At 73.4% G+C, this 23,133-nt stretch carries 15 protein-coding genes and 1 tRNA gene; 8 read left to right on the top strand and 8 right to left on the bottom strand.

The window, feature by feature from the left end; all coding sequences use genetic code 11:
- Window positions 1–11 precede the first annotated feature (11 nt).
- Complete coding sequence (locus ABZ318_RS23400) at window positions 12–2,318, bottom strand: hypothetical protein (protein WP_356904419.1); 2,307 nt, start codon at window positions 2,316–2,318, stop codon at window positions 12–14.
- 3 nt (window positions 2,319–2,321) lie between these two features.
- Window positions 2,322–2,393 (bottom strand) — tRNA-Pro (locus ABZ318_RS23395).
- 177 nt (window positions 2,394–2,570) lie between these two features.
- Here ABZ318_RS23395 and ABZ318_RS23390 point away from each other — a divergent pair.
- Window positions 2,571–3,596, top strand: coding sequence for a LacI family DNA-binding transcriptional regulator (locus ABZ318_RS23390; protein ID WP_356904418.1), 1,026 nt, complete (start codon window positions 2,571–2,573; stop codon window positions 3,594–3,596).
- A gap of 77 nt (window positions 3,597–3,673) precedes the next feature.
- Here ABZ318_RS23390 and ABZ318_RS23385 read toward each other — a convergent pair whose 3' ends face one another.
- Together ABZ318_RS23385 and ABZ318_RS23380 are read right to left on the bottom strand one after the other, a co-directional pair.
- On the bottom strand, window positions 3,674–4,408 hold the full coding sequence (locus tag ABZ318_RS23385; protein WP_356904417.1) for a dienelactone hydrolase family protein: 735 nt from the start codon (window positions 4,406–4,408) through the stop codon (window positions 3,674–3,676).
- A gap of 275 nt (window positions 4,409–4,683) precedes the next feature.
- Window positions 4,684–7,452 (bottom strand): glycosyl hydrolase, encoded by a 2,769-nt coding sequence (locus ABZ318_RS23380; protein ID WP_356904416.1) that lies wholly within the window; start codon window positions 7,450–7,452, stop codon window positions 4,684–4,686.
- Window positions 7,453–7,709: 257 nt separating this feature from the next.
- Here ABZ318_RS23380 and ABZ318_RS23375 point away from each other — a divergent pair, with 257 nt between their 5' ends.
- The 4 genes from ABZ318_RS23375 (at window position 7,710) to ABZ318_RS23360 (ending at window position 12,534) form a co-directional block, all read left to right on the top strand.
- Window positions 7,710–9,014 (top strand): extracellular solute-binding protein, encoded by a 1,305-nt coding sequence (locus ABZ318_RS23375; protein ID WP_356904415.1) that lies wholly within the window; start codon window positions 7,710–7,712, stop codon window positions 9,012–9,014.
- A gap of 169 nt (window positions 9,015–9,183) precedes the next feature.
- Window positions 9,184–10,146 carry a sugar ABC transporter permease gene (locus tag ABZ318_RS23370; protein WP_356904414.1) on the top strand — a complete coding sequence of 321 codons (963 nt, stop codon included), beginning with the start codon at window positions 9,184–9,186 and terminating at the stop codon, window positions 10,144–10,146.
- Window positions 10,143–11,069 carry a carbohydrate ABC transporter permease gene (locus ABZ318_RS23365; protein ID WP_356904413.1) on the top strand — a complete coding sequence of 309 codons (927 nt, stop codon included), beginning with the start codon at window positions 10,143–10,145 and terminating at the stop codon, window positions 11,067–11,069. Before ABZ318_RS23370 ends, ABZ318_RS23365 begins: the two co-directional genes overlap by 4 nt.
- A gap of 58 nt (window positions 11,070–11,127) precedes the next feature.
- A complete protein-coding gene (locus ABZ318_RS23360) occupies window positions 11,128–12,534 on the top strand; it encodes a GH1 family beta-glucosidase (protein ID WP_356904412.1) in 1,407 nt (468 codons plus the stop codon).
- 17 nt (window positions 12,535–12,551) lie between these two features.
- Here the strand turns inward: ABZ318_RS23360 and ABZ318_RS23355 are convergent, their stop codons facing one another.
- The 3 genes from ABZ318_RS23355 to ABZ318_RS23345 form a co-directional block, all read right to left on the bottom strand.
- Entirely contained in the window at window positions 12,552–13,316 is a 765-nt protein-coding gene (locus ABZ318_RS23355; protein ID WP_356904411.1) for a hypothetical protein, read from the bottom strand.
- 116 nt (window positions 13,317–13,432) lie between these two features.
- Window positions 13,433–13,825 carry a hypothetical protein gene (locus ABZ318_RS23350; RefSeq protein WP_356904430.1) on the bottom strand — a complete coding sequence of 131 codons (393 nt, stop codon included), beginning with the start codon at window positions 13,823–13,825 and terminating at the stop codon, window positions 13,433–13,435.
- 63 nt (window positions 13,826–13,888) lie between these two features.
- Window positions 13,889–15,307, bottom strand: coding sequence for a polysaccharide lyase 6 family protein (locus ABZ318_RS23345; protein ID WP_356904410.1), 1,419 nt, complete (start codon window positions 15,305–15,307; stop codon window positions 13,889–13,891).
- A 607-nt stretch (window positions 15,308–15,914) separates the two neighbouring features.
- Here ABZ318_RS23345 and ABZ318_RS23340 point away from each other — a divergent pair.
- Together ABZ318_RS23340 and ABZ318_RS23335 are read left to right on the top strand one after the other, a co-directional pair.
- Window positions 15,915–19,607, top strand: coding sequence for a choice-of-anchor D domain-containing protein (locus ABZ318_RS23340; RefSeq protein WP_356904409.1), 3,693 nt, complete (start codon window positions 15,915–15,917; stop codon window positions 19,605–19,607).
- 55 nt (window positions 19,608–19,662) lie between these two features.
- Window positions 19,663–21,006 (top strand): hypothetical protein, encoded by a 1,344-nt coding sequence (locus tag ABZ318_RS23335; protein WP_356904408.1) that lies wholly within the window; start codon window positions 19,663–19,665, stop codon window positions 21,004–21,006.
- A gap of 46 nt (window positions 21,007–21,052) precedes the next feature.
- On the opposite strand, the gene ABZ318_RS23330 is transcribed toward ABZ318_RS23335, so the two are convergent.
- The gene (locus ABZ318_RS23330) at window positions 21,053–22,126 is read right to left on the bottom strand and encodes a 5'/3'-nucleotidase SurE (RefSeq protein WP_356904407.1); all 1,074 of its coding nucleotides are present in this window, start codon (window positions 22,124–22,126) and stop codon (window positions 21,053–21,055) included.
- Between the two features lie 367 nt (window positions 22,127–22,493).
- On the opposite strand from ABZ318_RS23330, the gene ABZ318_RS23325 reads away from it, so the two are divergent.
- The coding region (locus ABZ318_RS23325) for a helix-turn-helix domain-containing protein (protein ID WP_356904406.1) at window positions 22,494–23,133 on the top strand (640 nt) is incomplete at its 3' end.

The raw sequence follows: 23,133 nt of genomic DNA, 5'->3' as shown, positions 1-23,133 counted from the left end.
CTGACGTCGGCTCACCCCCGCCCGGGCGGGGTCGGGACCTGGCTCAGCCAGTGGCCGGTGGTGCTCCAGCCGGTCAGTCGGCGGGCCCGTCCGGCCTCGGCCGTGCCGTCGGCCGCGAAGGAACCCCCTTCCGCCACCAGTCGCAGACCGGCCAGGGCCGGTGCCAGGCGGGCGGCCACGTGGGCGGGGTGGCGAGCCGTCTCGTCGGGCAGCCGGGCCAGTACCGCCGCCGCCGTCCCGTCGTCGCAGAGCGACAGGTGGAAGAGCATCTGCCGCCAGGCGTACGCCGCGTCCTTGATCGTGCCGAGCGGGCGCGGCTGGTGGTGCGCGCGGCCCGTCAGGCGGCACACCGTGGCGAAGCAGCGCCGGGCCAGGTCCGCCCCTCCCGAGGCGGGGGTGATGCCGACGCGGTGGACGAGGGTGGCGAGGTTGTGCGTCGTGAGGATCTGCGCCTGCTCGATCACCATGCCGTTGGCGGCCACGCCGCGGGAGGAGGGCCGGCCCGCCCGCTCACGGCACAGCGCGGCGAATCCGGGTGCCGTCCGGGTGGTCGTGCGGCCCGGCCGTCCCTCGGCCAGGGCGAGGACGGCCGTGTAGTCGATGCCGTAGTACCGCTCGTACAGCGTCCCCCCGCCGAGGAGTTCGGCGGCCACGGCGGCGGCCGCCGGGAACTTCGGGCTGAAGGCGCCCATGAAGATGTCGGCGGCCAGCTCCTCCACGAGCGGGGCGTCGAGGCCGGACCGGCGGGCGAGCACCGCGAGTTCACGGACGAGGGGGTTGGGCAGCAGGGTGCCGGGGAAGCCGTCCACGGCCACCTCGCCGAGCTGCCGCAGTGTCGCGTGCGCGGAGCGCTCCGTGCGCGCGTCCTCGCCGCGCTGTGCCGACACCGCGCGGACCCAGGGGAGTTCCTCGGGCCTGACCTGCCGTGCCAGGTCGAGCAGCAGCAGCGAGCGGCGGTTGCGGAACGCCCGGTAGTTCGCGGCCATGAGGGCGCGCAGCGGCCCGTCCCGGTACACCGTCGCGGTCTCGACGGCGACGAGCTGGGGAACCAGTTCGGCCATCGCCTCGGCGGACGGGACCACTCCGAGCTCCACGAGCGTGGCGAGCGGCGCGCTCCGCGCTCCCTCGACCACGCGGCGGATCGCGGGCGGTACGGCCGTCCCGGCGGGCAGGCCGGACCGCCGCTGCTCGGCCTCGGTCACCGGGGCGACGAGCGCGGTGACGTCGGCGGCGCCGGTGTCCTGCGGGAGGCCGGCGAGCCGGTCGGCCACGAGGCGCGCCAGGTCCTGGTGGGAGGGCAGCGCGGCCTGCTCCGCCTGGGCGCCGCGCAGCGCGGTGTGCCGCTGCGATCCGGGCAGTCCCCGCTTGCGGACCATCGAGGCGACGGCGTGCCGCAGCAGTCCGATGCGCCGCGCGTCGAGCGGGCGTCCGGCCGTCGCCTCCTCCAGGGCTCCGCGCAGGATCCCCAGGTTGCTCTTGGGGTCGCGGTGGCGGCCGCACAGGGTGTGCTCGTGGGACAGCCGCCGGTAGCGGGCGAGGAGGGCGGCGCCGCGCTCGTGCCAGCCGGCGTCCGGCCGGCGGTCGAGCGCGCGGTGGTCGGGGCCCGCCGTCTCCAGCCAGTGCCGGAGGAGTTCGTCCGCGAAGGGGCCCCACACTCCGAGTGCTTCGCGCTGGGCTTCCACGGCGCGGTTCGGGCCGCGGCGGGCGAGTGCGGCGCCGGCGTCCGCGACGGTACGGCGGTGCACGGCGCCCGTGTCCGGTGCCGGGGCGTCGGAGGGGCGGGGGGTGAAGCGGAGCCGGCCCGCGAACGGGCGGAGTTCGGAGACGAGTTCGAGGGCGGCGTCGGCCTCCCCGGCGCGTACCAGCCAGGCCACGGTGAGCAGCGCGGCCTCTTCCGGGACGGCGATCTCGTAGCGGGCGCCGTCCAGCAGCGCCCACAGCTCCGTGAGCCCTTCCTCGGTGAGGGCGTGGGCGAAGAGCGCCTCCCGGTCCTCCGGTACGCCCGCCCTGCGGGCGGCCTCCTCCTCGTACGGCTGGAGGGGGCCGCCCGCGCTGGGGGTGCCGGTGGCGAAGCCTCCGTGCAGGACGTCGAGCGTCACCCAGGCGGGCAGGCCCTCCACCGGTGTGCGGGAGCCGATGCGGAGGGTTCCGGCGGCGGTCCCGGCGAGTACGCGGCGCCAGCCGCGGACCCGTTCCCCGGCCCGGTCCCGGGTGGCCGGGTCGGCGTCGGTGAGCGCGGTGAGGAAGTCCCTGGCGAGGCGGGCCTCGACGTAGGAACCCGATGCGTTCGGCGGCTGCTTGTCAGCGTGTGCGTCCATAAGCCGACGTGGCGGGTTCCGCCCCCGCGCCCTCCGGGTCCCGAGCCCGGTGCTCTGCTGCTGAGCTACACGTCGTGAGGTCCTGACGCTAGTCCCGGCCCAGGAGCGGGGCAACGAGGTTTTCACGGGTTCTGGGAGCGCTCTCAGAAAGGGGCGGCCACAGATATCCTGGTCCGCGCGGGACCGCGCGCCGCCCCTCGGACGCGCCCACCGCACGCCCCGTACAGCCGACGCAGCAGAGGAGCGCACGCCTTGCCCGAGCAGAGCACGGGGCCCCGTCCCACGCTGGAAGCCGTCGCCGACCGCGCCGGGGTCTCCCGCGCCACGGCCTCCCGGGTCGTCAACGGCGGCGCGGGGGTGCGTGCTCCGCTGGTGGAGAAGGTGCTCCGGGCCGTCGAGGAGCTCGGGTACGTGCCGAACCACGCGGCCCGCACCCTGGTCACCCGGCGCAACGGCGCCGTGGCCGTGATCATCGCCGAGCCCGAGTTCCGGATCTTCTCGGACCCGTTCTTCGAGCAGCAGGTGCGCGGGATCAGCCGGGAACTGACCGCCCACGACTCCCAGTTGGTGCTCCTGTGGGTGGAGGGGCCCGGGGACCACGAGCGGATCTCGCGCTACCTCGGCGGCGGGCACGTCGACGGTGCGCTGGCGTTCTCGCTGCACAGCGACGACGCCCTGCCGTCCGTGATCGAGCGGGCCCGGATCCCGGTGGTCTTCGGCGGGCGGCCCGCGCCGGGGATCGACCCGGCGGTGCCCTTCGTCGACTGCGACAACCGCGGTGGCGCCAGGGAGGCGGTGCGGCATCTGGTGGAGCTCGGGCGGCGGAACGTCGCGCACATCTCCGGTCCCCCCGACCAGACGTCCGCGATCGACCGGATCCACGGCTATCGGGACGTCCTCCTCGACGCCGATCCCGAGCTGCTCCGGCAGGGCGACTTCACGGAGGAGAGCGGGGCCCGCGCGATGGCGGAGCTCCTCGACCGGCGTCCCGACGTCGACGGCGTGTTCGTCGCCAACGACCTGATGGCCTCGGGGGCGTTGCGGACCCTGCGGGAGCGCGGGGTCCGGGTTCCGCAGGACGTGGCGGTGGTCGGCTTCGACGACATGGCCTCGGTGGTCGACCGGACCGTCCCGGCCCTCACCACCGTGCACCAGGACATCGAGGGGATGGGCCGGCTGATGGTGAAGCTGCTCATGCGGCTGCTCGACGGGACCGGGCCCGGGATTCCGGCCTCCGTGATCACCCCGACCTCGCTGGTCCGGCGCGCCTCCGCCTGACGGCGCCCGGAAGGCGGCGGACGGCCGCGCCGGCGGGGACGGCCCGTGTACTTCAGGAGGTTTCCGGACCGGGGGCCTCAGCTGCCGCCCAGGGTGCGGTCCAGGAGGGGGAGCAAGCGGTCCCAGTGGCGCTTCAGCCCGGAGGCGCTGAAGGCGTCGGTGTCGGACATGGTGAAGCCGTGGCTGGTGCCGGGGTAGACCTCCGAGGTGTGGTCGACGCCTGCGGCGCGCAGAGCCCGGTCGAGCTCGGCGAGGGCCTCGGGGGTCATGTCGCCTTCGGCGTGGCCGAGGTGGACCCGGGCGGTGATCTTGGCGAAGAGGTCGGGCCCGTCGACGCCCACGGGGGCGTGGAACGCGGCGACGGCGGCGACCCGGTCGGGGTGGGCGGCGGCGGTGCGCGTCGCCAGGAGGCCGCCGATGCAGTAGCCGGTCACCGCGACCGGACCGGCGTCGACCTCGGGCCGGGTGGTGAGGAACCCGAGGTAGGCGTCGGCGTCGCGCAGGACGCGTTCGGTGGTGTGCGCCTCGATCAGAGGCATCAGCCGGGCGAAGATCGCGGGCCGGACGTCTTCTCCGATGTGCTCCGGAAGCTCGACGACCGGTGCCGGTCCGTGCCGGTAGAAGAGGTTGGGGACGAGTACGTAGTACCCGTGGTCGGCCAGTTCGCGGGCCATCTCCCGCAGTGCGGGCCGGATGCCGAAGCCGTCGGCGTACATCAGCACCCCCGGGTGCCGCTCGCCGTGGTCGGGGACGGCGGCGAAGGCGTCGGCCAGGCCGTCCGGGGTGGGAATCCGCAAGGTCTCGATGGGCATGGGTGCTCCTGTCGTGTGGGGTGCGGTGAGCCTGTGGTCAACACGACGGAGGCGGAGCCCGCGCGGCGGCGCGGGCTCCTCGATCGGGCAGCGGGCCCCCACCGGCCCGTACGGCGCTCAGGAGGGCACCGGGTCACCGATCCGTGTGTGGCGTGATGCCGTCCCGGTGGTCATTCCCCCACCATAGTCCACGGCGACGAGCAGGCGGGGCGACAGCGCGACCGCCGGGAGGGGGCGGGCGCGACGGTCCCGCCCCCTCCGTGCCGAACGGGCGGTCAGTCGTACGGGATGACGAGGACGGACCGGTCCGTGCCCGTCTGGAGCCGTGAGTCGCCGTTCCCGATCGCGCTCCAGACCTCCAGCCGGACCGTGCCGCCGCGCAGGTCGCCGAGCGTTCCGGTGGCGGACTTCAGGCCGCGGGACTGGCCGTACTCCTCCCAGCCGGTGACCGGGTCCGTCGCGAAGTATTGGTACGTCTCCGTCCGGTCGAAGGTGCCGTCGCCGGTGAGGTCGTAGCTGACGCGGGCCTGCTGGCCGAGTCCGACCGTCGTGCCGGCGTCCACCTGGAGGCGGAAGGCGGTCGAGCCTCCGCTCCTCAGGGTGCCGTTGACGCCCCTGGCCTCGTAGACGAGGGGCCGGTACGGGGTGCCGTCGTGGTTGGCGCCCTGCGCCGAGGCGAGGGTGTCGCTGCCCGCCGTGGCCCCGGTGGCCGTGGTGAGGGCGCCGCCGGTGCGGAGCTGGAAGGTGTTGCCCGTGGAGGGCTCCGGGTCCGGGTCGGAGCCGCCCGTGCCGGTGCCGGTCGCGGTGGAGCGGGCGGGTACGGAGAGGGAAGCGCCGTCCGAGAAGGTGACCGTGCGGGCGGTCGTGCCGTGGTTGTGGGCCACGTAGGTCCGGGTGGTGCCCTTGGCGAAGACGGCGGAGGTGGGGATGGATCCGGTGACCGTCGCGTCGGGCGCGCCGAGCGTGTCGAGCGCCGTGAGCCAGTGGTAGGTGTGGGCCTTGGACTCCCCCGCCTCCGGGGTGTATCCGGCGTTGCCCGCGTCCCACTTGGCCTTGGCGGCGCCGGGATCGGCCAGGGACTGGAACTCCCAGAGGATGTCGCGCCATTCGACGGCGGGACCGCCGTTCTCGCGTTCCATCTCGGCGATGTTGCGCCGGACGGCTTCCTTGTGGCCGGCGAGGTGGAGCGAACCGCCCGTGATCGGAAGGGCGTTGATGCCGTGGATCTCCTCCGGGTTCGCGGTCCACCAGGTGGAGTAGGCGGCGCCGCTGCCCCAGACCATGCCGACGGTGTCGTGCCGGAAGGCGGCGGGGAAGACCTGCTGGTCGGCGTCGAACCAGTACTGCGCGACGGCCTCGCCCTCGGTGGTCAGCAGGTAGGTGCCGAGGTCGCGGAGCCGGGTGTCGCCGGTGGCCGAGCCCCAGAGGACGAGCGCGGCGCTGAGGTTCGTCGACTCGGAGGACGACTCCTGGTTGTTGCCGGCGGCGAAGCCCTGGTGACCGCTGGCCCAGCTGTGTCCGGCGTAGACGTCGAAGCCGCGGAGGAAGGGGAAGGCGCTGTCGGTGCGGCTGGGGTCGGCGGTGTCCCGGATCAGGGTCCCCACCATGGCGCCCCAGGCGGAGTCGGCGGCCCAGGAGGGGTCGTACTGGGCGACGATCGCGGCCGCGTACACGTAGTAGCCGTAGTGGAAGTGGTGGTCGTTGAGTTCGGTGTCGCTGCCGTAGGAGGCCGGGTAGCCGATGAGGGTCTTCCAGGTCCGGTCGTACGAGAACTCGTTGGCGCCGCCGGCCGTGAACCAGTCCTGGAGACGGCTCTTGATCAGGCCGAGGAGCTTGTCGCGGATCGCGCCCTCGCCGATCTGGTCGGCGAGCGGGACCAGTTGGGCGAGCTTGCCGAGCGCCTTGCCGGTCCAGTACGTGTCGACGGCGCCGGAGAAGGGGTCGGCGGAGTTCGCGACCTCGTTCAGGTGGCCGCGCAGCCGGGCGGGGTCCACGCCGGCGCCGGGGAGTGCGGGGAGGGTGGCGGCGGCTCGCTGGGAGGTCGTGAAGGAGGCCGACTCGCGGACCTTCATGGTGCCGCGGGGCGAGACGTACGTGTACGGGGTGAGCGGGTCCGCGGTGTGCAGCCACTGGTGCCGGTAGAGCGCCTGGAGGGTGCCCCGTTCGGTGCCTTCCTTCGCCTCGGTGGTGAGGGTGTAGGTGGCGCGGACGGTGCCCGCGTCGTAGCTCCAGTTGACCGTGGAGCCGGTGACGAAGCTGTACGCGTACTTCCGGTAGGTCGCGAGGGCGTCGGTGGAGGGCAGGACGGCGACGGAGAAGTAGTCCTTGCCGCCGAGGCCGGCGGTGACGGTCGTGCCGGAGACGTTCCAGTCGGTGCCGGTGGGCGCGAAGAGGGCGTAGTGGTGGCCCGCGACGGTGATGCCGAGGACGTTGCCCTGGTCGGCGAAGACGGCGGGCGGCTCGGCGGTGGTGATCCGGGCGTCGCCGCCGCTGCCCCTGGCGTACACGAAGGGCAGACCGTGGCCGATGGTGGTGCGCAGGGTGCGGGCGCCGTCGGACCAGTAGGGGGTGACGGTCCAGTCGGACCAGGCGTCGGCCTTGGTGTCGGGCGAGTTGAGTCCGGTGAGGCCGAGGGTGAGGTCGCGCTTGTGGGCGAACTCGTACTGCCGTCCGTCGCCGACGATCGCGGGGCTGGTCGGGTAGCCGATCTCCAGGCCGCCGGCGACGGCCTGGTAGGTGAGCGGGTGGCCGTACATGGGGGTGGAGTACGGGTTGTCCCCGTACCGCTGGAAGGCGAGGGAGGACCACCAGTCGTTGGTGGGGACCGGTTTGCCCTGGGCGGCCGGGGTGACCTTGGGGGTGACGGGGGTGCCGGTGTTGGTGGTGGGGCCCGAGGTGCCGGCGGGGCGGGTGTCGGAGTAGCTTCCGGCGCCCACGGGGACGGTGGCCGCCGCCGCGGGACCGGCGGCGGGGCCGAGTCCCAGGGCGGCGAGGGCGGAGACCAGGACCAGCGCTGCGGCCGGCCTGCTGCGGGGGGCTGGCATGAAGGAGCACCTCATGTCGTCGCGGCGGATGGGGGTGTGCGCGGGGATGAATGTGAGAGCGCTCTCAGAGTGTCGGAAACGTAGAACCCGCGAAACGGCTGTGTCAATGGATTGAACACAAGCGGGAGTTGAGCTCGTCTCCCGTCCGATACGCCTTCGAGTCTTGACGGGCAACCCTCTCCACGGGCACGCTCCCCCCGCAGGCTTGAGAGCGCTCTCAGACGTTCTCGCTCGTTCCGGAGCCAAGGAGGCTTCCCATGCCCATCGCCCGAGCCGCCAGAAGAACCGCCGCCCGCCTGGGGGCGGTCGTGCTCACCGGGGCACTGCTCGCCGCCTGCGGGAGTTCGACGGACGGCGCGTCCGAGGACGGCGCCGGGGGCGAGGTCACGGTCACCGTGGACCTGTTCGGCTCCTTCGGGTACAAGGAGGCCGGGCTGTACGCGGAGTACGAGAGGCTCCACCCCGGCGTCACGATCAAGCAGACGGACACCGAGGACGAGGCCGACTACTGGAAGTCCCTCCAGACCCGGCTCGCCGGCGGCGGCGGCCTCGCCGACGTGCAGGGCATCGAGGTCGGCCGGATCGCCTCCGTCACCCAGCAGCAGGCCGAGCGGTTCGAGGACCTGAGGAAGTACGGGGCGGACACCCTCAAGGACCGGTTCGCCCCTGCCAAGTGGGCCGCCGCCACCGGCAAGGGCGGCGAGGTCCTCGGCCTCGGCACGGACGTCGGCCCGGAGGCCCTGTGCTACCGGAGGGACCTGTTCGAGCAGGCCGGACTGCCGACCGACCGCGAGGAACTGGCGAAGAAGTGGGCCACCTGGGACGGCTACCTGGAGCTCGGGAAGCGGTACAAGGCGAAGGCCCCGGGTAGGAGCGCGTGGATCGACAGCGTCGGCAGCCTGTACTCGATCATGATCGGGCAGGAGAAGGAGCGGTACTACGACGCCTCCGGGAAGCTGATCTGGGAGGACAACCCCGCGCTGCGCACCGCCTGGGACCACGCCGTCGAGGCCGCGCGGGACGGCCTGAGCGCCAAGCTCGACCAGTGGTCCCCGCAGTGGAACCAGGCCTTCGCCGCCGGCTCCTTCGCCACGATCCCCTGCCCCGCCTGGATGCTCGGGTACATCAAGGGCCAGGCTGGCGAGGCCGGCAAGGGCAAGTGGGACGTCGCCGCGCTCCCCGGCGGCGCGGGCAACTGGGGCGGCTCCTACCTGGCCGTGCCCCGGGCGGCGAAGCACAAGAAGGAGGCGTACGAGCTGATCGAGTGGCTCACCGCGCCCGAGCAGCAGACCCGGCTCTTCGAGAAGCAGGGCAACTTCCCCTCCGCCACCGGCGCGATCGACGGGGTCGCCGGCGCGAAGGACCCGTTCTTCTCCGACGCCCCGATCGGGAAGATCTTCGGCGACGCGGCGAAGGCGGCCCCCGTCCAGGTCCTCGGCGTGCACGACCAGAACATCGCGCAGCAGATCACCAACGCGCTGAGCGAGGTCGAGCGCAAGGGCACCTCGCCCGAGAAGGCCTGGTCGAACGCCAGGAAGGGCGTCGAGAACACCATCGGCTGACGCGAAGCCGGCCGCCGGGCGTCGCGCACGTCCACCGGGCCGCCGCGCATGCCCGCCAGGCCGCCGCGCCTGCCCCTCCGGCGCCATGCATGCCGTCCGGCGCCGCACGCCCCGCCCGGCGCCGCCCCCGTACCCCCCTCGCCCCGACCCCTCATCGAAGGGCCGCATCGTGACCCTCACCGCACCCCAGGCACCGGTCGTGCCGCGTGCCGTCCCGCCGGCCCGGCCGGGGGCCGCCCGGCGGGCCTGGCGGACGGTCTCGCCGTACGCCTATCTCGCCCCGTTCTTCACCCTGTTCGCCGCGTTCGGCCTCTTCCCGCTGCTCTACACGGCCTTCGTCTCGCTGTACCGGGTGGAGCTCCAGACCCCCGGCGACATGGAGTGGCGGGGCCTCGGCAACTACACCGCGCTCCTCGGCGACGAGTACTTCTGGACGTCGCTGCGCAACACCTTCACCATCGGCGTGCTCTCCACCGTGCCGCAGCTGGTCATGGCCCTCGGTCTCGCGCACCTGCTGAACTACCGGATGCGCGGCCGCACCTTCCTGCGGACGGCGGTCCTGCTGCCGTACGCGACCTCGGTCGCCGCCGCCACCCTCGTCTTCGCCCAGCTCTTCGGCCGCGACTTCGGGCTGGTCAACTACGCGCTCGGCCTCGTCGGCGTCGACCCCGTCGACTGGCAGAACGGCACGGTCGCCTCGCAGATCGCGGTGTCCACGGTCGTCATCTGGCGCTGGACCGGCTACAACGCGCTGATCTACCTGGCCGGCATGCAGTCCATACCGGACGAGCTGTACGAGGCGGCCGCGATGGACGGGGCCTCGCAGTGGCGGCAGTTCTTCCACGTCACGCTGCCGGGGCTGCGGCCCACCATCCTCTTCACCGTCATCGTCTCCACGATCGGCGCGACCCAGCTGTTCGGCGAGCCGCTGCTCCTCGAAGGCTCGATCTCGGGCGGCATCTCGCACCAGTACCAGACGCTCGGCCTCTACATGTACGAGCAGGGCTGGGGCTTCTTCCACCTGGGGCGGGCCGCGGCCGTCGCCTGGGTGATGTTCCTGCTCATCGTGGTGCTCGTCGGGCTCAACGCCCTGGTCGCGCGCCGCCGTTCCCGCAAGGAGGCCGGCCGATGACCGTGCCCACCGCCCCGGCGACGACCCCGCGGTCGGCCGCGGCCGCCGGTCAGCCGCCCGCTCCCCCGGCCCCCGTACGCGCGCGTGGCCCCCGGCGGGCGGGGCGCACCCTGCACGCCGGACCGCTCGCCTACGCGATCCTCGTCGTCGCCGTGCTGTTCTCCGCCTTTCCCTTCTACTGGACGATCGTCGCCGCGAGCCGCTCCAACGCCGACCTGGCGAAGGTCCCGCCGGCCCTGCTGCCCGGCCCGCACCTGATGCGGAACTTCGAGGCGGTCCTCGAAGAGGCCGACATCGGCAAGGCGCTGCTGAACTCGCTCCTCGTCTCCGGCTCGATCACCCTCGGCACGGTCCTGTGCTGCACGCTGGCCGGTTTCGCCTTCGCGAAGCTCCGCTTCCGGGGCCGGGGCGCGCTGCTCGCGATCACCGTGGGCACCATGATGATCCCGCCGCAGCTGGGGGTGATCCCGCTGTTCATGCTGATCGCCGAGCTCGGCTGGGTGAACCAGCTCCAGTCGGTGATCCTGCCCGGCCTGGTGTCGGCGTTCGGGGTGTTCTTCATGCGGCAGTACCTGGTGCAGTCGCTGCCGGACGAGCTGATCGAGGCGGCCCGGGTCGACGGCGCCTCCACCGCCAGGATCTTCTGGTCGATCGTGGTGCCGGTCGCCCGGCCCGGCATGGCCGTGCTCGGTCTGCTGACCTTCATGGCCGCGTGGAACGACTTCTTCTGGCCCGTCGTCGCGCTCTCCTCCTCCGAGCCCACCGTCCAGGTCGCGCTGCGCCAGCTCGGTGGCGGCTACGTCCACGACCAGTCCGTGATCATGGCGGGCACCCTGCTGGGCACCCTGCCGGTGCTGCTCGTCTTCGGCCTCCTCGGCCGGCAGATCGTCGGCGGGATCATGCAGGGCGCGGTCAAGGGCTGACGCCCGCCGTTCCCCCTCCTCATCCACCACACCTCTCACCCCAGGGAGTTGCCACCTCATGACCGCGCTCGACATCCGCTCCGGTCCCACGACCCCTCTCCGCTTCCCCGAGGGCTTCCGCTGGGGCACGGCCACCGCCGCGTACCAGATCGAGGGAGCCGCCGCCGAGGACGGCCGCGGCCCCTCCATCTGGGACGTCTTCAGCCGTACGCCCGGCAAGGTGCGCAACGGCGACACCGGTGACATCGCCGCCGACCACTACCACCGGGTCGACGAGGACGTCGCCCTGATGCGGCGGCTCGGCGTGACCGACTACCGCTTCTCGGTCTCCTGGTCGCGGGTCCAGCCCACCGGGCGCGGGCCGGCCGTCCGCAAGGGCCTGGACTTCTACCGGCGGCTCGCCGACACGCTCCTGGAGGCCGGCATCCGGCCGGTGGTGACGCTCTACCACTGGGACCTCCCGCAGGAGTTGGAGACCGCCGCCGGCGGTTGGCCGCACCGGGAGACCGCGTACCGGTTCGCCGAGTACGCGCACGTCATGGCGGACGCGCTCGGCGACCGGGTCGCCACCTGGACCACGCTCAACGAGCCCTGGTGTGCGGCCTTCCTCGGCTACGGGAACGGCGTGCACGCCCCGGGCCGGACCAGCGACGTCGCCGCGCTGCGCGCCGCGCACCACCTCAACCTGGCGCACGGCCTCGCGGCCCGGGCGCTGCGCGGCGCGCTGCCCGGTTCGGCGGAGGTGTCCCTGACCCTCAACCTCCATGCCGTACGGGCTCGTTCGCAGGCTCCGGAGGACCTGGACGCGGCCCGGCGGATCGATGCCGTCGGCAACCGGATCTTCCTCGACCCGGTGTTCCACGGACGGCTGCCCGAGGACCTGGTCCGTGACACGGCGGCCGTCACGGACTGGTCGTTCGTCCGGGACGGCGACCTGGCGACGGCGGCCGCGCCGATCGACTCGCTGGGCATCAACTACTACTCCCCGGCCGTCGTCGCGGCCGGCACCTCCGAGTCGCCGTCGCCGTGGGCCGGCGCCGAGCGGCACGTGCGGTTCGAGCCGGCGCCCGGGCCGCGCACGGCCATGGACTGGCCGGTGGACGCGGACGGACTGCACGGGCTCCTGGTCCGGCTGCGGGACGAGCTGCCGGGCGTACCGCTGGTCATCACCGAGAACGGCGCCGCGTACGACGACTACGCCGACCCCTCGGGGAACGTGAAGGATCCGGAGCGGGTGGCGTATCTGCACGCGCATCTGGCGGCGGTGCACCGGGCGCTCGCGGACGGCGCCGACGTGCGCGGCTACTTCCTTTGGTCGCTGCTCGACAACTTCGAGTGGGCGTACGGCTACAGCAAGCGGTTCGGCATCGTCCACGTGGACTTCGCGACACAGCGGCGGACCCTGAAGGACAGCGCCCGCTGGTACGCGGAGGTCATCGCCCGGGGCGGCCTCGCGGAGTCCTGAGACCGCCCGGGTGGGCCCTACTTCTTCAGGGCGCCGGCGACGAACTCCTGCGTGCGCGACGCGGCCGACTCGATCGGGACGTACTGGTCGTCGAAGGGGAAGAAGTCCAGGACGCCGGCCGCCCCGTAGTTCGCCCAGAGGCAGGTCGTCATCGGGAAGGTGTCGGTGACGTTCTGCCGGCACTTCACGACGAGGGTGCTGCTGGTGACGGTCTTCGTGTCGCCGTGGAAGTCACGGCCGTCCTCCGTCGCCCCTTTCGCGGAGGCGTCGAAGATGCGGTTCAGCGTGGCGGCGGGGTCCTTCACGTCCTCGTACAGGTTGGTCCGGGCGGTGAAGACGGGCGCCGAGGCGGACATGGTGCCCTTGCGGAGGATGTTGCGCGGGCTGCCGAAGCAGGAGACCTCGTCGGCGACGTCCCCGCCGTCGTCCTCGATCTCCTTCAGGTCGTCGTCGCCGTTGACCCTCATGTCGAGGCCGCTGCCGAAGTGGAAGCCGCCGTCGCCCTCGTCGCAGACGAGCTCTTGCATGGGCGGCACGACGACGGTGGTGTAGCGGGTGCCGGGGTCGGCGGCGAGCTTCTCGGCCTTCGCCTGTCCGGCGTCCCCGGCGGACGCATCCGCCGCCGGGGACTTGTCCGCCGGCCGCGCGTCGTCGGACGGGTCGCCGGCCCCGCAGGCCGTCACCGCCGCCGCCAGAACGACCGTGGCGACGGCTGTCCTCAACCTGGTCATGTGCACGTTCCCCCGAGAAATCGCGAAGTCGATCATGATCTCGGCGATCATACGGGGCCCGCGCACTCCTGGTCGCCCGGCCCCGTACGGGGGTGCGGACGCCGACTGAACGCGATCCGGTCGGCGGAAGCCCGCTCGGAGGGCGGGGAGGATGACGGACGGGCCCTTCAGGCTGCGCGTCGGTCCACGGAGAGCAGCCAGGTCCAGCGGCGGCGCTCCGTGACGACGGTCGCGGCGGCCAGCGCGGTCACGGGCACCGCCGCCCAGGCGGGCCAGGCGAGCCACGAGGAGGCCACGGCGGCGGCCAGTTGGAGCAGCACCAGCAGGATCGTGACCCGCCCCGGCACCGCGACGATCACCTGGGCCTTGTCCCCCGGGGTGGAGAAAAGGGTCGGGAGACCGATCAGGACCACCACGGACAGGGCGGCGAGCAGCCACGAGTGTCCGGCCAGCGCCCAGGGCGTGGCCACCCAGGCGACGAGTTCCGTCGCGAACCGCAGGGCGGACGCGACACCGTCATCGGGTCGTCCTGAATCCGTTTCTCCACCGGCGACGTCCATCACCCGCGGACGATCTCACGACGGGCGGGCGGAGGGAAAGGGTCTCGTGCCGTCCCGGTGGGCTCAGGAGGCGTTCGGGCCCACGTCCGTCGGGGTGAGGGGGCGGCGGACCGGCGCCAGGGTCGAGTACTCGTCGGAGCCGATGTCGCGCGCCGTGCCGCGGGCGTGGCCGTCGATGTCCTCGGGGACCGCCACCGTGGTGAGGGTCGCGGCTCCGATCGCGGGGCTGCCCGCCGAGAGGCGGAAGACGCCGTCCGGGGACTGCGTCAGGCGGGGGTCGACGCGGGTGTAGCCGGCGTTGGGGAGGGTGCCGTCGGAGGCCGCGCCCCAGAGGATGTTGCCCTGCCAGATGAAACCGGTGTTCGCACCCAGCGCGACGAGGCTGCCGCTGTCCCCGACGATGAGGTTGTCGGCGACGACCACGTCGCGCGGCTCGTAGGTGCGGGTCTCGCCCGAGAGGGAACTCTTGTTGCCGCGCAGGGTGTTGTGCACGATCACCGCGCGGTCGCAGGCGTCGTTGCCGCGCCGCTCCTCGGTGGTCTCGCCCTCGTGGTGGTCGCGCGTGGTGCCGCTGCCGATGACCAGGGCCCGGCCGGTGAGGCCCGCGAGGTGGTTGTTCACGACGAGGTGGTCGTTGCCGTAGAGGCGGATGCCCTCCTTGCCACCGAGGAGCCAGTTGCCCTCGACGGTGGAGCCGTTGCCGTGGCGGAGCACGATGCCGCCCTGGCTGGCGCGGATCGTGTTGTACCGGATCGTGTTGCCGGAGGACTTCACCGAGATGGCCTCGGGGTCGCCGTCGCACCGCTCGAACAGGTTGTGCTCCACGATCGCGTCCGCGGTGGACAGCGCCCGGCTGCTGACGCCGAGCCGGATCGCCTCGCCGCCGTTGGCGCCGGTGTAGCCGTGGTCGGAGAAGTGGTTCTTGAAGACGTGGAGGCGCTGGGCCACGGCGGTCGTGCCGGGGCCGTCGACGACGAGGAAGATGCCCTGGGTGGTGCGCTCGTGGAAGTGGTTCCGGTCGATCTTGGCGTCGTCGCCCTCCACGAGGACCCAGTCGAGGCCGTCCACGTCCGCGAACCGGATGTCGTTGCGGGTCAGCCGGATTCCCGTGCTGCCGGCCGGGATCTCCAGGGTGCCGCTCTGCCGGAGCGCGAAGCCGCTGATGGTGACGGCGCTCGCGCCGTCGAGGACGAAGCTGCGCTCGCCGCGCAGGACGGCGCCGCCGCGGGTCTGCGAGACGATCGTGATGCCGCTGCGTCCGGAGACGTCGATGGCGCCGCCCGAGGGGACGGTGTACGTGCCGTCGGCGACGACGATCCGGTCGCCGGGGACCGCGCGGTCGATCGCGCTCTGCAGCGCGCTCAGGGAGGTGACCGGCGCCGGTTCGGCCGCCGAGGCGCCCGTGGCGAGCAGGGTGTCGAGCGGGACGGCGGTGGCGGCCGCGCCCAGCAGCGAGCCCTTGAGGAAGGTACGTCGTCGCATGATGTCTCCTGGTAGTAGGGGAAGTCGTCGTTCTGTGCCCTGTCACCAGGGACGCGCCGGTGTCGGTCCGGTCCCGTCGGCCGGGGGCGCCGAGGCGGCCTGACCGACGGGACCCGGGGCGGGCCTGACACGCCGGGGCCCGGGGCGGGCCCCCACGGCCCGTCCCGGGTCCCGACCGGTCGGGGCCGGTCCGGACGCCGCCTCCCGGCGGCCCCGCCCCGTCCTGCCCGGTGCCGCCCCCACGACGGCACCTGTCAGGACGACGGCCGCCACGGTCCCGCTCGTTCCGGTCCGCTCCTCGGAACGCGCCGGCGGGCGTGCCGGGCGGGTGGTCGTCCCTCCCTGGCCTGCCGGCACACACCAGCCTGCCGCGTGCCACTCACGTCTCGCTCACGTTCCGCTAACGCCCGGGGACATGACGGGCCGGTGGGGGCGTCGGACCCCGCCGTTCAGGTGGATTTGGGGTGGGGGACCCGACAGGATGACGTCCGCGCCAGACCGCGGGTTCACGATGAGGCCGGCGGAGCGTCCCGGTCTTCGTCCTCGTGCGTCCACGTGAAGGGGAGAGATGGCCGGCCGACGCAGAGCGATCGCCCGATTTCTGACGATGTCCCTCACGGCGGGCCTCCTCGGCGGCGCGGCCGTCGGGACGGCCGCGCCCGCCGGGACCCGGCAACCGGCGGCCCCCGCCGCCGCTGCCGACCAGACGACGATCTCCCACGACGACCTGCGCACCGGCTGGGACCGGGACGAGCCGGGGCTCGCCCCCGACCAGGTGTCCAGCTCGGACTTCGGGCTGCAGTTCTCCACCACCGTCGACGGCCAGGTCTACGCCCAGCCCCTGGTCGTGGGGCGCACCCTGGTCGCGGCCACCGAGAACAACAAGGTGTACGGGATCGACGCGGCCACCGGCGCCATCGGCTGGACGAAGGACTTCGGCGCTCCCTGGCCCGCCTCCGCGATCACCTGCGGCGACCTGGTGCCGAACATCGGGGTCACGTCGACGCCGGTGTACGACCCGGCGACCAACGCCGTGTACCTCACCGCCAAGGTGAACGACGGCCCGGACGTCCAGCACCCCAACTGGTACGTGCACGCGCTCGACCCGGCGACGGGTGCCGAGCGCTCGGGCTGGCCGGTGAAGGTGGCAGGCGCGCCGGTGAACGACCCGGGCCGGGCGTTCAACCCGTACACCGCGGCTCAGCGGCCCGGGCTGCTGCTGATGGGCGGGTCGGTGTACGCGGCGTTCGCCTCGCACTGCGACCGGGGACCGTACGTCGGCTACGTCATGGGGGTGAACACCTCGACCCGCAGGACGACGCTGTGGGCCACCGAGGACTCCTCCGCGAACGGCATGGCGGGCGTGTGGATGAGCGGGGGCGGTCTGGTCTCCGACGGTCCGGGCCGGATCCTGTTCTCGACGGGCAACGGGGTCTCCCCCGCGCCGGGCCCGGGCAACCGGCCGCCGGGACAGCTGGCGGAGTCGGTGGTCCGGCTGGGGGTGAACAGCGACGGGACGATGTCGGCGCAGGACTTCTTCAGCCCGTCCGACGCGCCGCAACTCGACCTGAACGACACCGACCTCGGGTCGGGCGGCCCGGTGGCCCTCCCCGAGCCGCTCTTCGGGACCAGCCGGTATCCGCGGCTCCTCGTCCAGATCGGCAAGGACGGGCGGCTGTTCCTGCTGGACCGGGACGACCTCGGCGGCCGGAGCCAGGGCCCCGGCGGCACCGACAAGGTGCTCGGCACCTTCGGTCCGTACGAGGGCGTCTGGGGACATCCCGCGGTGTACGGCGGGCAGGGCGGCTACGTGTACACGATCGGCAGCCGGGGGCCGCTGCGGGCGTTCGCGTACGGTCTCACCGGCTCGGGCCTCCCGGGGCTCACCAACACGGGCAGCAGCGCGGAGCGGTTCGGCTACACCTCGGGGTCGCCGGTGGTGACGTCGACGGGGACGAACCCCGGTTCGGCGCTGGTGTGGGCCGTCGCGTCGGACGGGGCGAACGGTGCCAACGGGCAGCTGCGCGCGTACGACGCCGTGCCGGTGAACGGGGCGCTGCGGCTGCGCTGGTCGGCGCCGATCGGCGTGGCCTCGAAGTTCGCGGTGCCGGCCACCGACGGCGGACGGGTCTACGTGGGGACGCGGGACGGGCACGTGATGGCCTTCGGCCGCCCCGCCAACTCGGCGCTGACGGGTGAGCCGGTGGACGCCGGCGAGGTCGCGGTCGGGGCGACGGGGACGGTGACGGCGACCGTCACGGCGACCCGGGACGTGACGATCACGGGGGTGAGCACGCCGGCCGGCAGTGCGTTCTCCGCGTCCTCCTCGGGTCTGCCCCGGGCGCTGCGGGCGGGCGAGACCCATACGGTGCGGGTGGCGTTCTCGCCGACGGCGCCGGGGCCCGACACCTCGGCCCTGACCTTCGCCACCGATCTGGGCGACAGCGCGCTCGGCCTCACCGGGTACGGGACGAGGCCCGGCCTCCTCGCGTCCCCGGCCGCGCTGGACTTCGGGACGGTGGCCACGACGACGCGGAAGACGCTCGGCGTGACGTTCACCAACACGGGGACGGCCGACGAGACGATCTCCTCCGTCTCCCCGCCGGGCGCCCCGTTCACCGCCTCCGACCCGCCCGCGGCCGGCACGGTCGTCCCGCCGCGGCAGTCCGTCACCGTGCAGGTGGCGTACGCGCCGACGGCTGCCGGACAGGACACCGGGACGCTCGCCGTCACCGGGACGAACGGCACGGTGTCCGTCGCCCTGAGCGGCACGGCCGTGACCGGACGGGCGCAGCTCACCATCACGCCGACCTCGACGGACTTCGGGCAGGTGAGGGTCGGCGAGTCCGTGACGAAGACCTTCGACATCAGCAACACCGGGAACATCCCCCTCACCCTCACCAAGGCGAAGCCTCCGGCGGCCCCCTTCCACGTCACCAATCCGATCAGCGAGGGCCAGGTCCTCGGCCCCGACGACGTGGTCCACCAGGCCGTCACCTTCTCCCCCACGTCCCTCGGTGCGGCGACGGCCGCGTACGAGCTGACCGCCGACGACGGGAGCGGTCCCCACAACGAGACGCTGACCGGCTCCGGTGTCACCGGGAGCACGGTCACCGTCCCCACGCCCGGCGCGGGCGGCTGGAAGCTGAACGGCTCCACGCGGATCTCCGGCGCCGACCTCCAGCTGACCCAGGCGAGCACCTCCCAGCGGGGTTCCGCGGTCTGGCCCGTGCCCGTGCTCACCGACGGGCTGAAGGCCTCCTTCACCACGGTCATCGGCGGCGGCACCGGCGGCGACGGCCTCACGTTCTCGCTGCTCGACCCGGCGAGGACCACGCCTTCCGCGCTCGGCGGCGTCGGCGGCGGCCTCGGCTACGTCGGTCTGCCGGGCGTGGCCGTCGCCTTCGACACCTACCGGAACACGGGCGATCCGTCCGCGAACTTCGTCGGCATCGCCACCGGGGGCAGCGGCTCGACCCTCACCTACGCGTCGACGACGTCGAGCGTGCCGAACCTGCGGTCGGGCACCCACACGGTCGCCGTCTCGGTCACCGGCAAGACCGTCACCGTCTCCGTCGACGGCACCCAGCGGCTGCGGACCACGGTCGCCTCGCTGCCCCCGGCCGCGCTGCTCGCCTTCACCGGCGGCACGGGCGGCGTGACCGACATCCACGCCGTGCGGGGCGCGTCGATCACCGCCGCCTCGTACGCCGTGCCGCCGCCCGGCCCCAACGGCTGGAAGTACAACGGCAGCGCCGCCCTGTCGGGCACCACGCTCGTCCTGACCCCGGCCCAGACGTACCTGAAGGGTTCGGCGGTCCAGGCCACCGCCGTGCCCTCCGCGCGGCTCAGGGCCCGCTTCACCGCCACACTCTCCGGCGGCACCGGCGGCGACGGGCTGGCGCTGCTGCTCCTCGACGCCTCCCGTACGACGGCCGGCGCCCTCGGCGGCGGAGGCGGGGGCCTCGGCTTCGCCGGCCTGAGCGGAGTGGCGGTCACCCTGGACACGTACCGCAACACCGGGGAGCCCTCGTCGAACTTCGTGGGCGTCGCGACCGGCGGCTCGGGCACCACCCTGCGGTACGCGGCGACCTCGACGGCCGTGCCCGCGCTGCGTACGGGCAGTCATGTGATCGACGTCTACGTCACCGCCGCCGGCCGTCTCGTCGTCCTGGTCGACAACACCCAGGTCATCGACGTGGCGCTCACGCTCCCCCAGAACGTCCTGGTCGGTTTCTCCGCCGCCACCGGCGGATTGACGGACCGTCACGCGATCACGGGAGTACGGATCGGTTACTGAGGTAACCTGCTCGCCACTCGGAGCACGTACCCGATCTCTTCAGAAGAAGCGAGCGATGCCGATGACCGACCTGAGCCGGATATACGTGGACGAGTGCCTGCGCGGGGACGGCGGGCTCGCGACGGCCGTCGCGCGGGCCGAACTGCCACCGGCCTTCGAGGAGGCCTGGCGGGCCCACCTGCTGCCGCGGCCCTGGTTCGTCCGGGCCTCGGAGACGGCCGCGTTCGCGCGGGACCTGGAGGGGTTGTTCGACCTTCTCCTGTCGTTGCCGGAGCGGCTGTTCGGCGGGGACGTCGAGCGGTACGCGGCGGAGATCGGGCTCGGACCGGCGCTGGTGGCCCTGCTCCGCCGGGCCGGGTCGGGCGTCCCCGCCAAACTGGGGCGCGCCGACGCGTACCACGACGGCACCTCGTTCAAGCTCCTGGAGTTCAACCTCGGCAGCGAGGTCGGCGGCCTCGACATGGACGTCTTCGACCAGGCGCTGCTGAAGGTCCCCGAGTTCGCCGCCTTCGCGCGCGAGCACGACCTCGGCCACGTGGACATCGCCGAGCGGATGGCCGCCGTCCTGCGCGACCGCGCCCGCCCCGCGCTGTCCGGCTCCTCGGAGCCGGTGATCGGCCTGATCGAGGGGCGCGGCGGCGTCGGCCCGTACGGACGGATGATGCGCGCCACCCAGGAGGCGATGGCCGAGCAGGGTCTCGACCTGAGGATCGGCGAGATCGGCGACGTACGCGCGCGTGCCGACGGAAAACTCACCCTGGACGGCACCCCGCTGGACCTGGTGCTGCGGAACTTCGCGGCGAGCCAGCTGCTCGACGACCCCGAGGGGCCGGGTGTGGCGGAGCCGTTCTTCCGCGCCCACGAGGCGGGCAGGACCGTGCTGTTCACGTCGCTGGAGAGCGGCCTCTACTCCCACAAGAGCGCTCTCGCCCTCCTCTCCGACCCGCGATCGGACGACGCCTTCGACGCCGGTGAGCGGGCCCTGATCGAGCGGGTCCTGCCGTGGAGCCGGGCGCTGCGCGCCTCCGGTCCCGCCGGGCTCGTCGAGTTCTGCCGGGAGCGGCGGGAGCGGCTCATCCTCAAGCCCGGGGCCGGGTACGGCGGGCTGGACACGTTCGTCGGCTGGGAGTGCACCGACGCCGAGTGGTACAAGGCCCTGGACCTCGCGGTCGAGCGCGGCGGCTACGTGGCGCAGGAGCGGGTCGTGCCGCGGCCCGAGCCCGTGTACGACCCGGCGACCGGGGCCGTGGACGACTGGATCGCGGCGCTGGGGTTCTTCCTCACCGACGACGGTTACGCGGGCGCGCACGCCCGCGTCAACCGTGCCGACGGCGGCGCGATCGTCGGGCTGAGCAGCAACCCGGACACCCGCATGGTCGGGGTGTTCACCCATCCCTGACGGCGCTCGGAAGTCGCCCCGCCGAGCTGGGTCCGGTCCCTGAGGGTCAGCGGCGAGGAGCGTCGTGTTCGACGTACCGGCGGATCTTCCACAGCGTCTCGGGGTGTGGTTCCCGCACGCCGTAGGTGCGGTCGGCGGTCACCGGTGCCACGGCGATGCGGCCGTCGCGGAGCAGGGCGGTGGAGTCGGCGTCCTTCAGGGTCTCGGTGCAGGGATCGCCCGGCGCCTCCTCGCAGAGGCCGAGGGCGATCCGGAAGGAGTTCCCACCGGTCCGCTCGTAGGCGTGCCAGACGACCTGCCCGTGGCCGACGCTCGTCCAGCGCGGCGGTCCGGCGGGCGTCCCCGTGCTGACGTCGGGGTAGTCGACCTTGAGGGCGAAGTCGGCGGTGAGCAGGCCGCGTCGCGCGAGGCCGGCCACGAAGCGGGCGCCGAACTCGGCGTTGGCGCGGTAGTTGACGCGCGGGAAGGACGTGTTCGTCCCGTCGCCGGACGAGGAGAACGCGATGGCGGGGACGTTCTGGTCGATGGCGGCGACGGCGGCGCCCACCGTCCCGGAGTCGTTGACCTGGGCGGAGACGTTGGGTCCCGAGTTGATGCCGGTGAGGACGAGGTCGGGGGCCCCGGTCCAGCCCGCCTCGGCCTCGAGACCGGCGCGGAGGGCGAGCTTGACGGTGTCGGCCGGGGTGGCGGACGGGGAGTCCGCGGCGCAGTGGCCGTCGGCGAGGCAGACGCCGTAGACGGCTCCCCGCGAGGGCGCCTGGGCGCAGTCGTCCTCGTAGCCGATGGGCAGGGCGGTGCGGCGCTGGGCGGTGAGGACGCCGCCGTTGGTGACGGCGGTGCCCTTGCCGGACTGGACCTGCCAGGGCGCCATGACGACGACGTCGGCCCCGGCGGCGCACATCGCGCGGCGGAGCTCGTACAGGCCGAGGCCGTCGGAGTTGCTCGCCTTCGCCGCCTGCATCGAGTCGTCGTTGGAGATCAGGATCCGCATCCCGGCGAGCGGGAGGGGGGCGGCCCTCTCGGGCGTGGTGGCGTACGCGGTCACCCCCGTCGCGGCCAGGAGTACGGCTCCCAGGGCGGCGAGTCCGATTCTGCGCGGGGTCGACGACTTCGACGGCATGGGTGTGGTCCCTTCGGTGGGGAGGGGGAGGGTGCTGCGAGACCGAAGAGGCGGTCTCGCTCTGGTGACACGTGTCAATAAAGGCGGAAGCGGATGCCGGTGTCAATGGCTCCGCCGCCCCCGGCAAGGTCAGGCGTGTCGACGCGAGCCCTCGGGGGCCACCGCCCGGATCGCCTGGCGCGCTTGTGGCGCCCCGTCACTTCTCCGGGTCCCAGCGGTCCGGGGTCTCGTCGGCGATCCGCCGGGCCCCGGCTCGAAGCGGGCGGAGAGCTCACGGAAGAGGCTCTCGGCGGGCCGGTCGGCGGGCAGGTGCGGGTACGGTTTCCCCTCGCCCGCTCCACCCACCACCGCCCGAGGAGTCCGGACGATGCCGCAGCCCATCGAGGCCCCGGACGCACCCGACCCGGCGGACGCGCCGGTCGGCGCGCCCGACGAGGTGGTCGGGCCGCTCGAACGCGGGCTCGCCGTGCTCCGCGTCATGGCCACGGGCCCCGAGGTCCGGCACCGGCCCGGTGACCTCGCCCGGGCGACCGGGCTCGCCCGCTCCACCGTCGACCGGGTCGCGACGACCCTCGTCCGCCTCGGCGTCCTCCGGGCCGAGGGCCGCGACCTGCTGCTCGCGCCCGGCGCCGCCGAACTCGGCAACGCCTACCTGGCCTCCTGCGGGCTTCCGGAGCTCCTCGGACCGCACGCCGTCACCCTCGCCGACGCGCTCGACGAGTCGGTGTCCGTGACCGTCCCGGACGGCGACGGCGTCCGCTTCCTCGCCCAGGCCACCCGCAGCCGGGCGATGGCGATCTCCTTCCGGACCGGGGACCTCCTGCCGGCCGAACGCTGCGCGCCCGGCGCCCTGTTCGCCGGGCGGTGGGACGCGGCGGACCTGGAGCGGTGGCGGGCCCGGCGCCAGCTGCTCCCCAGGTCCCGCCGGATCGACGACGGCCGTCCCGTGCACAGCGAGGTCCGCTGGCGGCCCGTCGGGCCCGTCGCCGCGATCGTGCCGTGGAACT

Origin of the sequence: Streptomyces sp. NPDC006197 (assembly GCF_040613865.1) — a bacterium.
Classification (GTDB): domain Bacteria; phylum Actinomycetota; class Actinomycetes; order Streptomycetales; family Streptomycetaceae; genus Streptomyces.
Note: the sequence above shows the minus strand (reverse complement) of the source record. Positions and strands in the feature narration are given on the sequence as shown.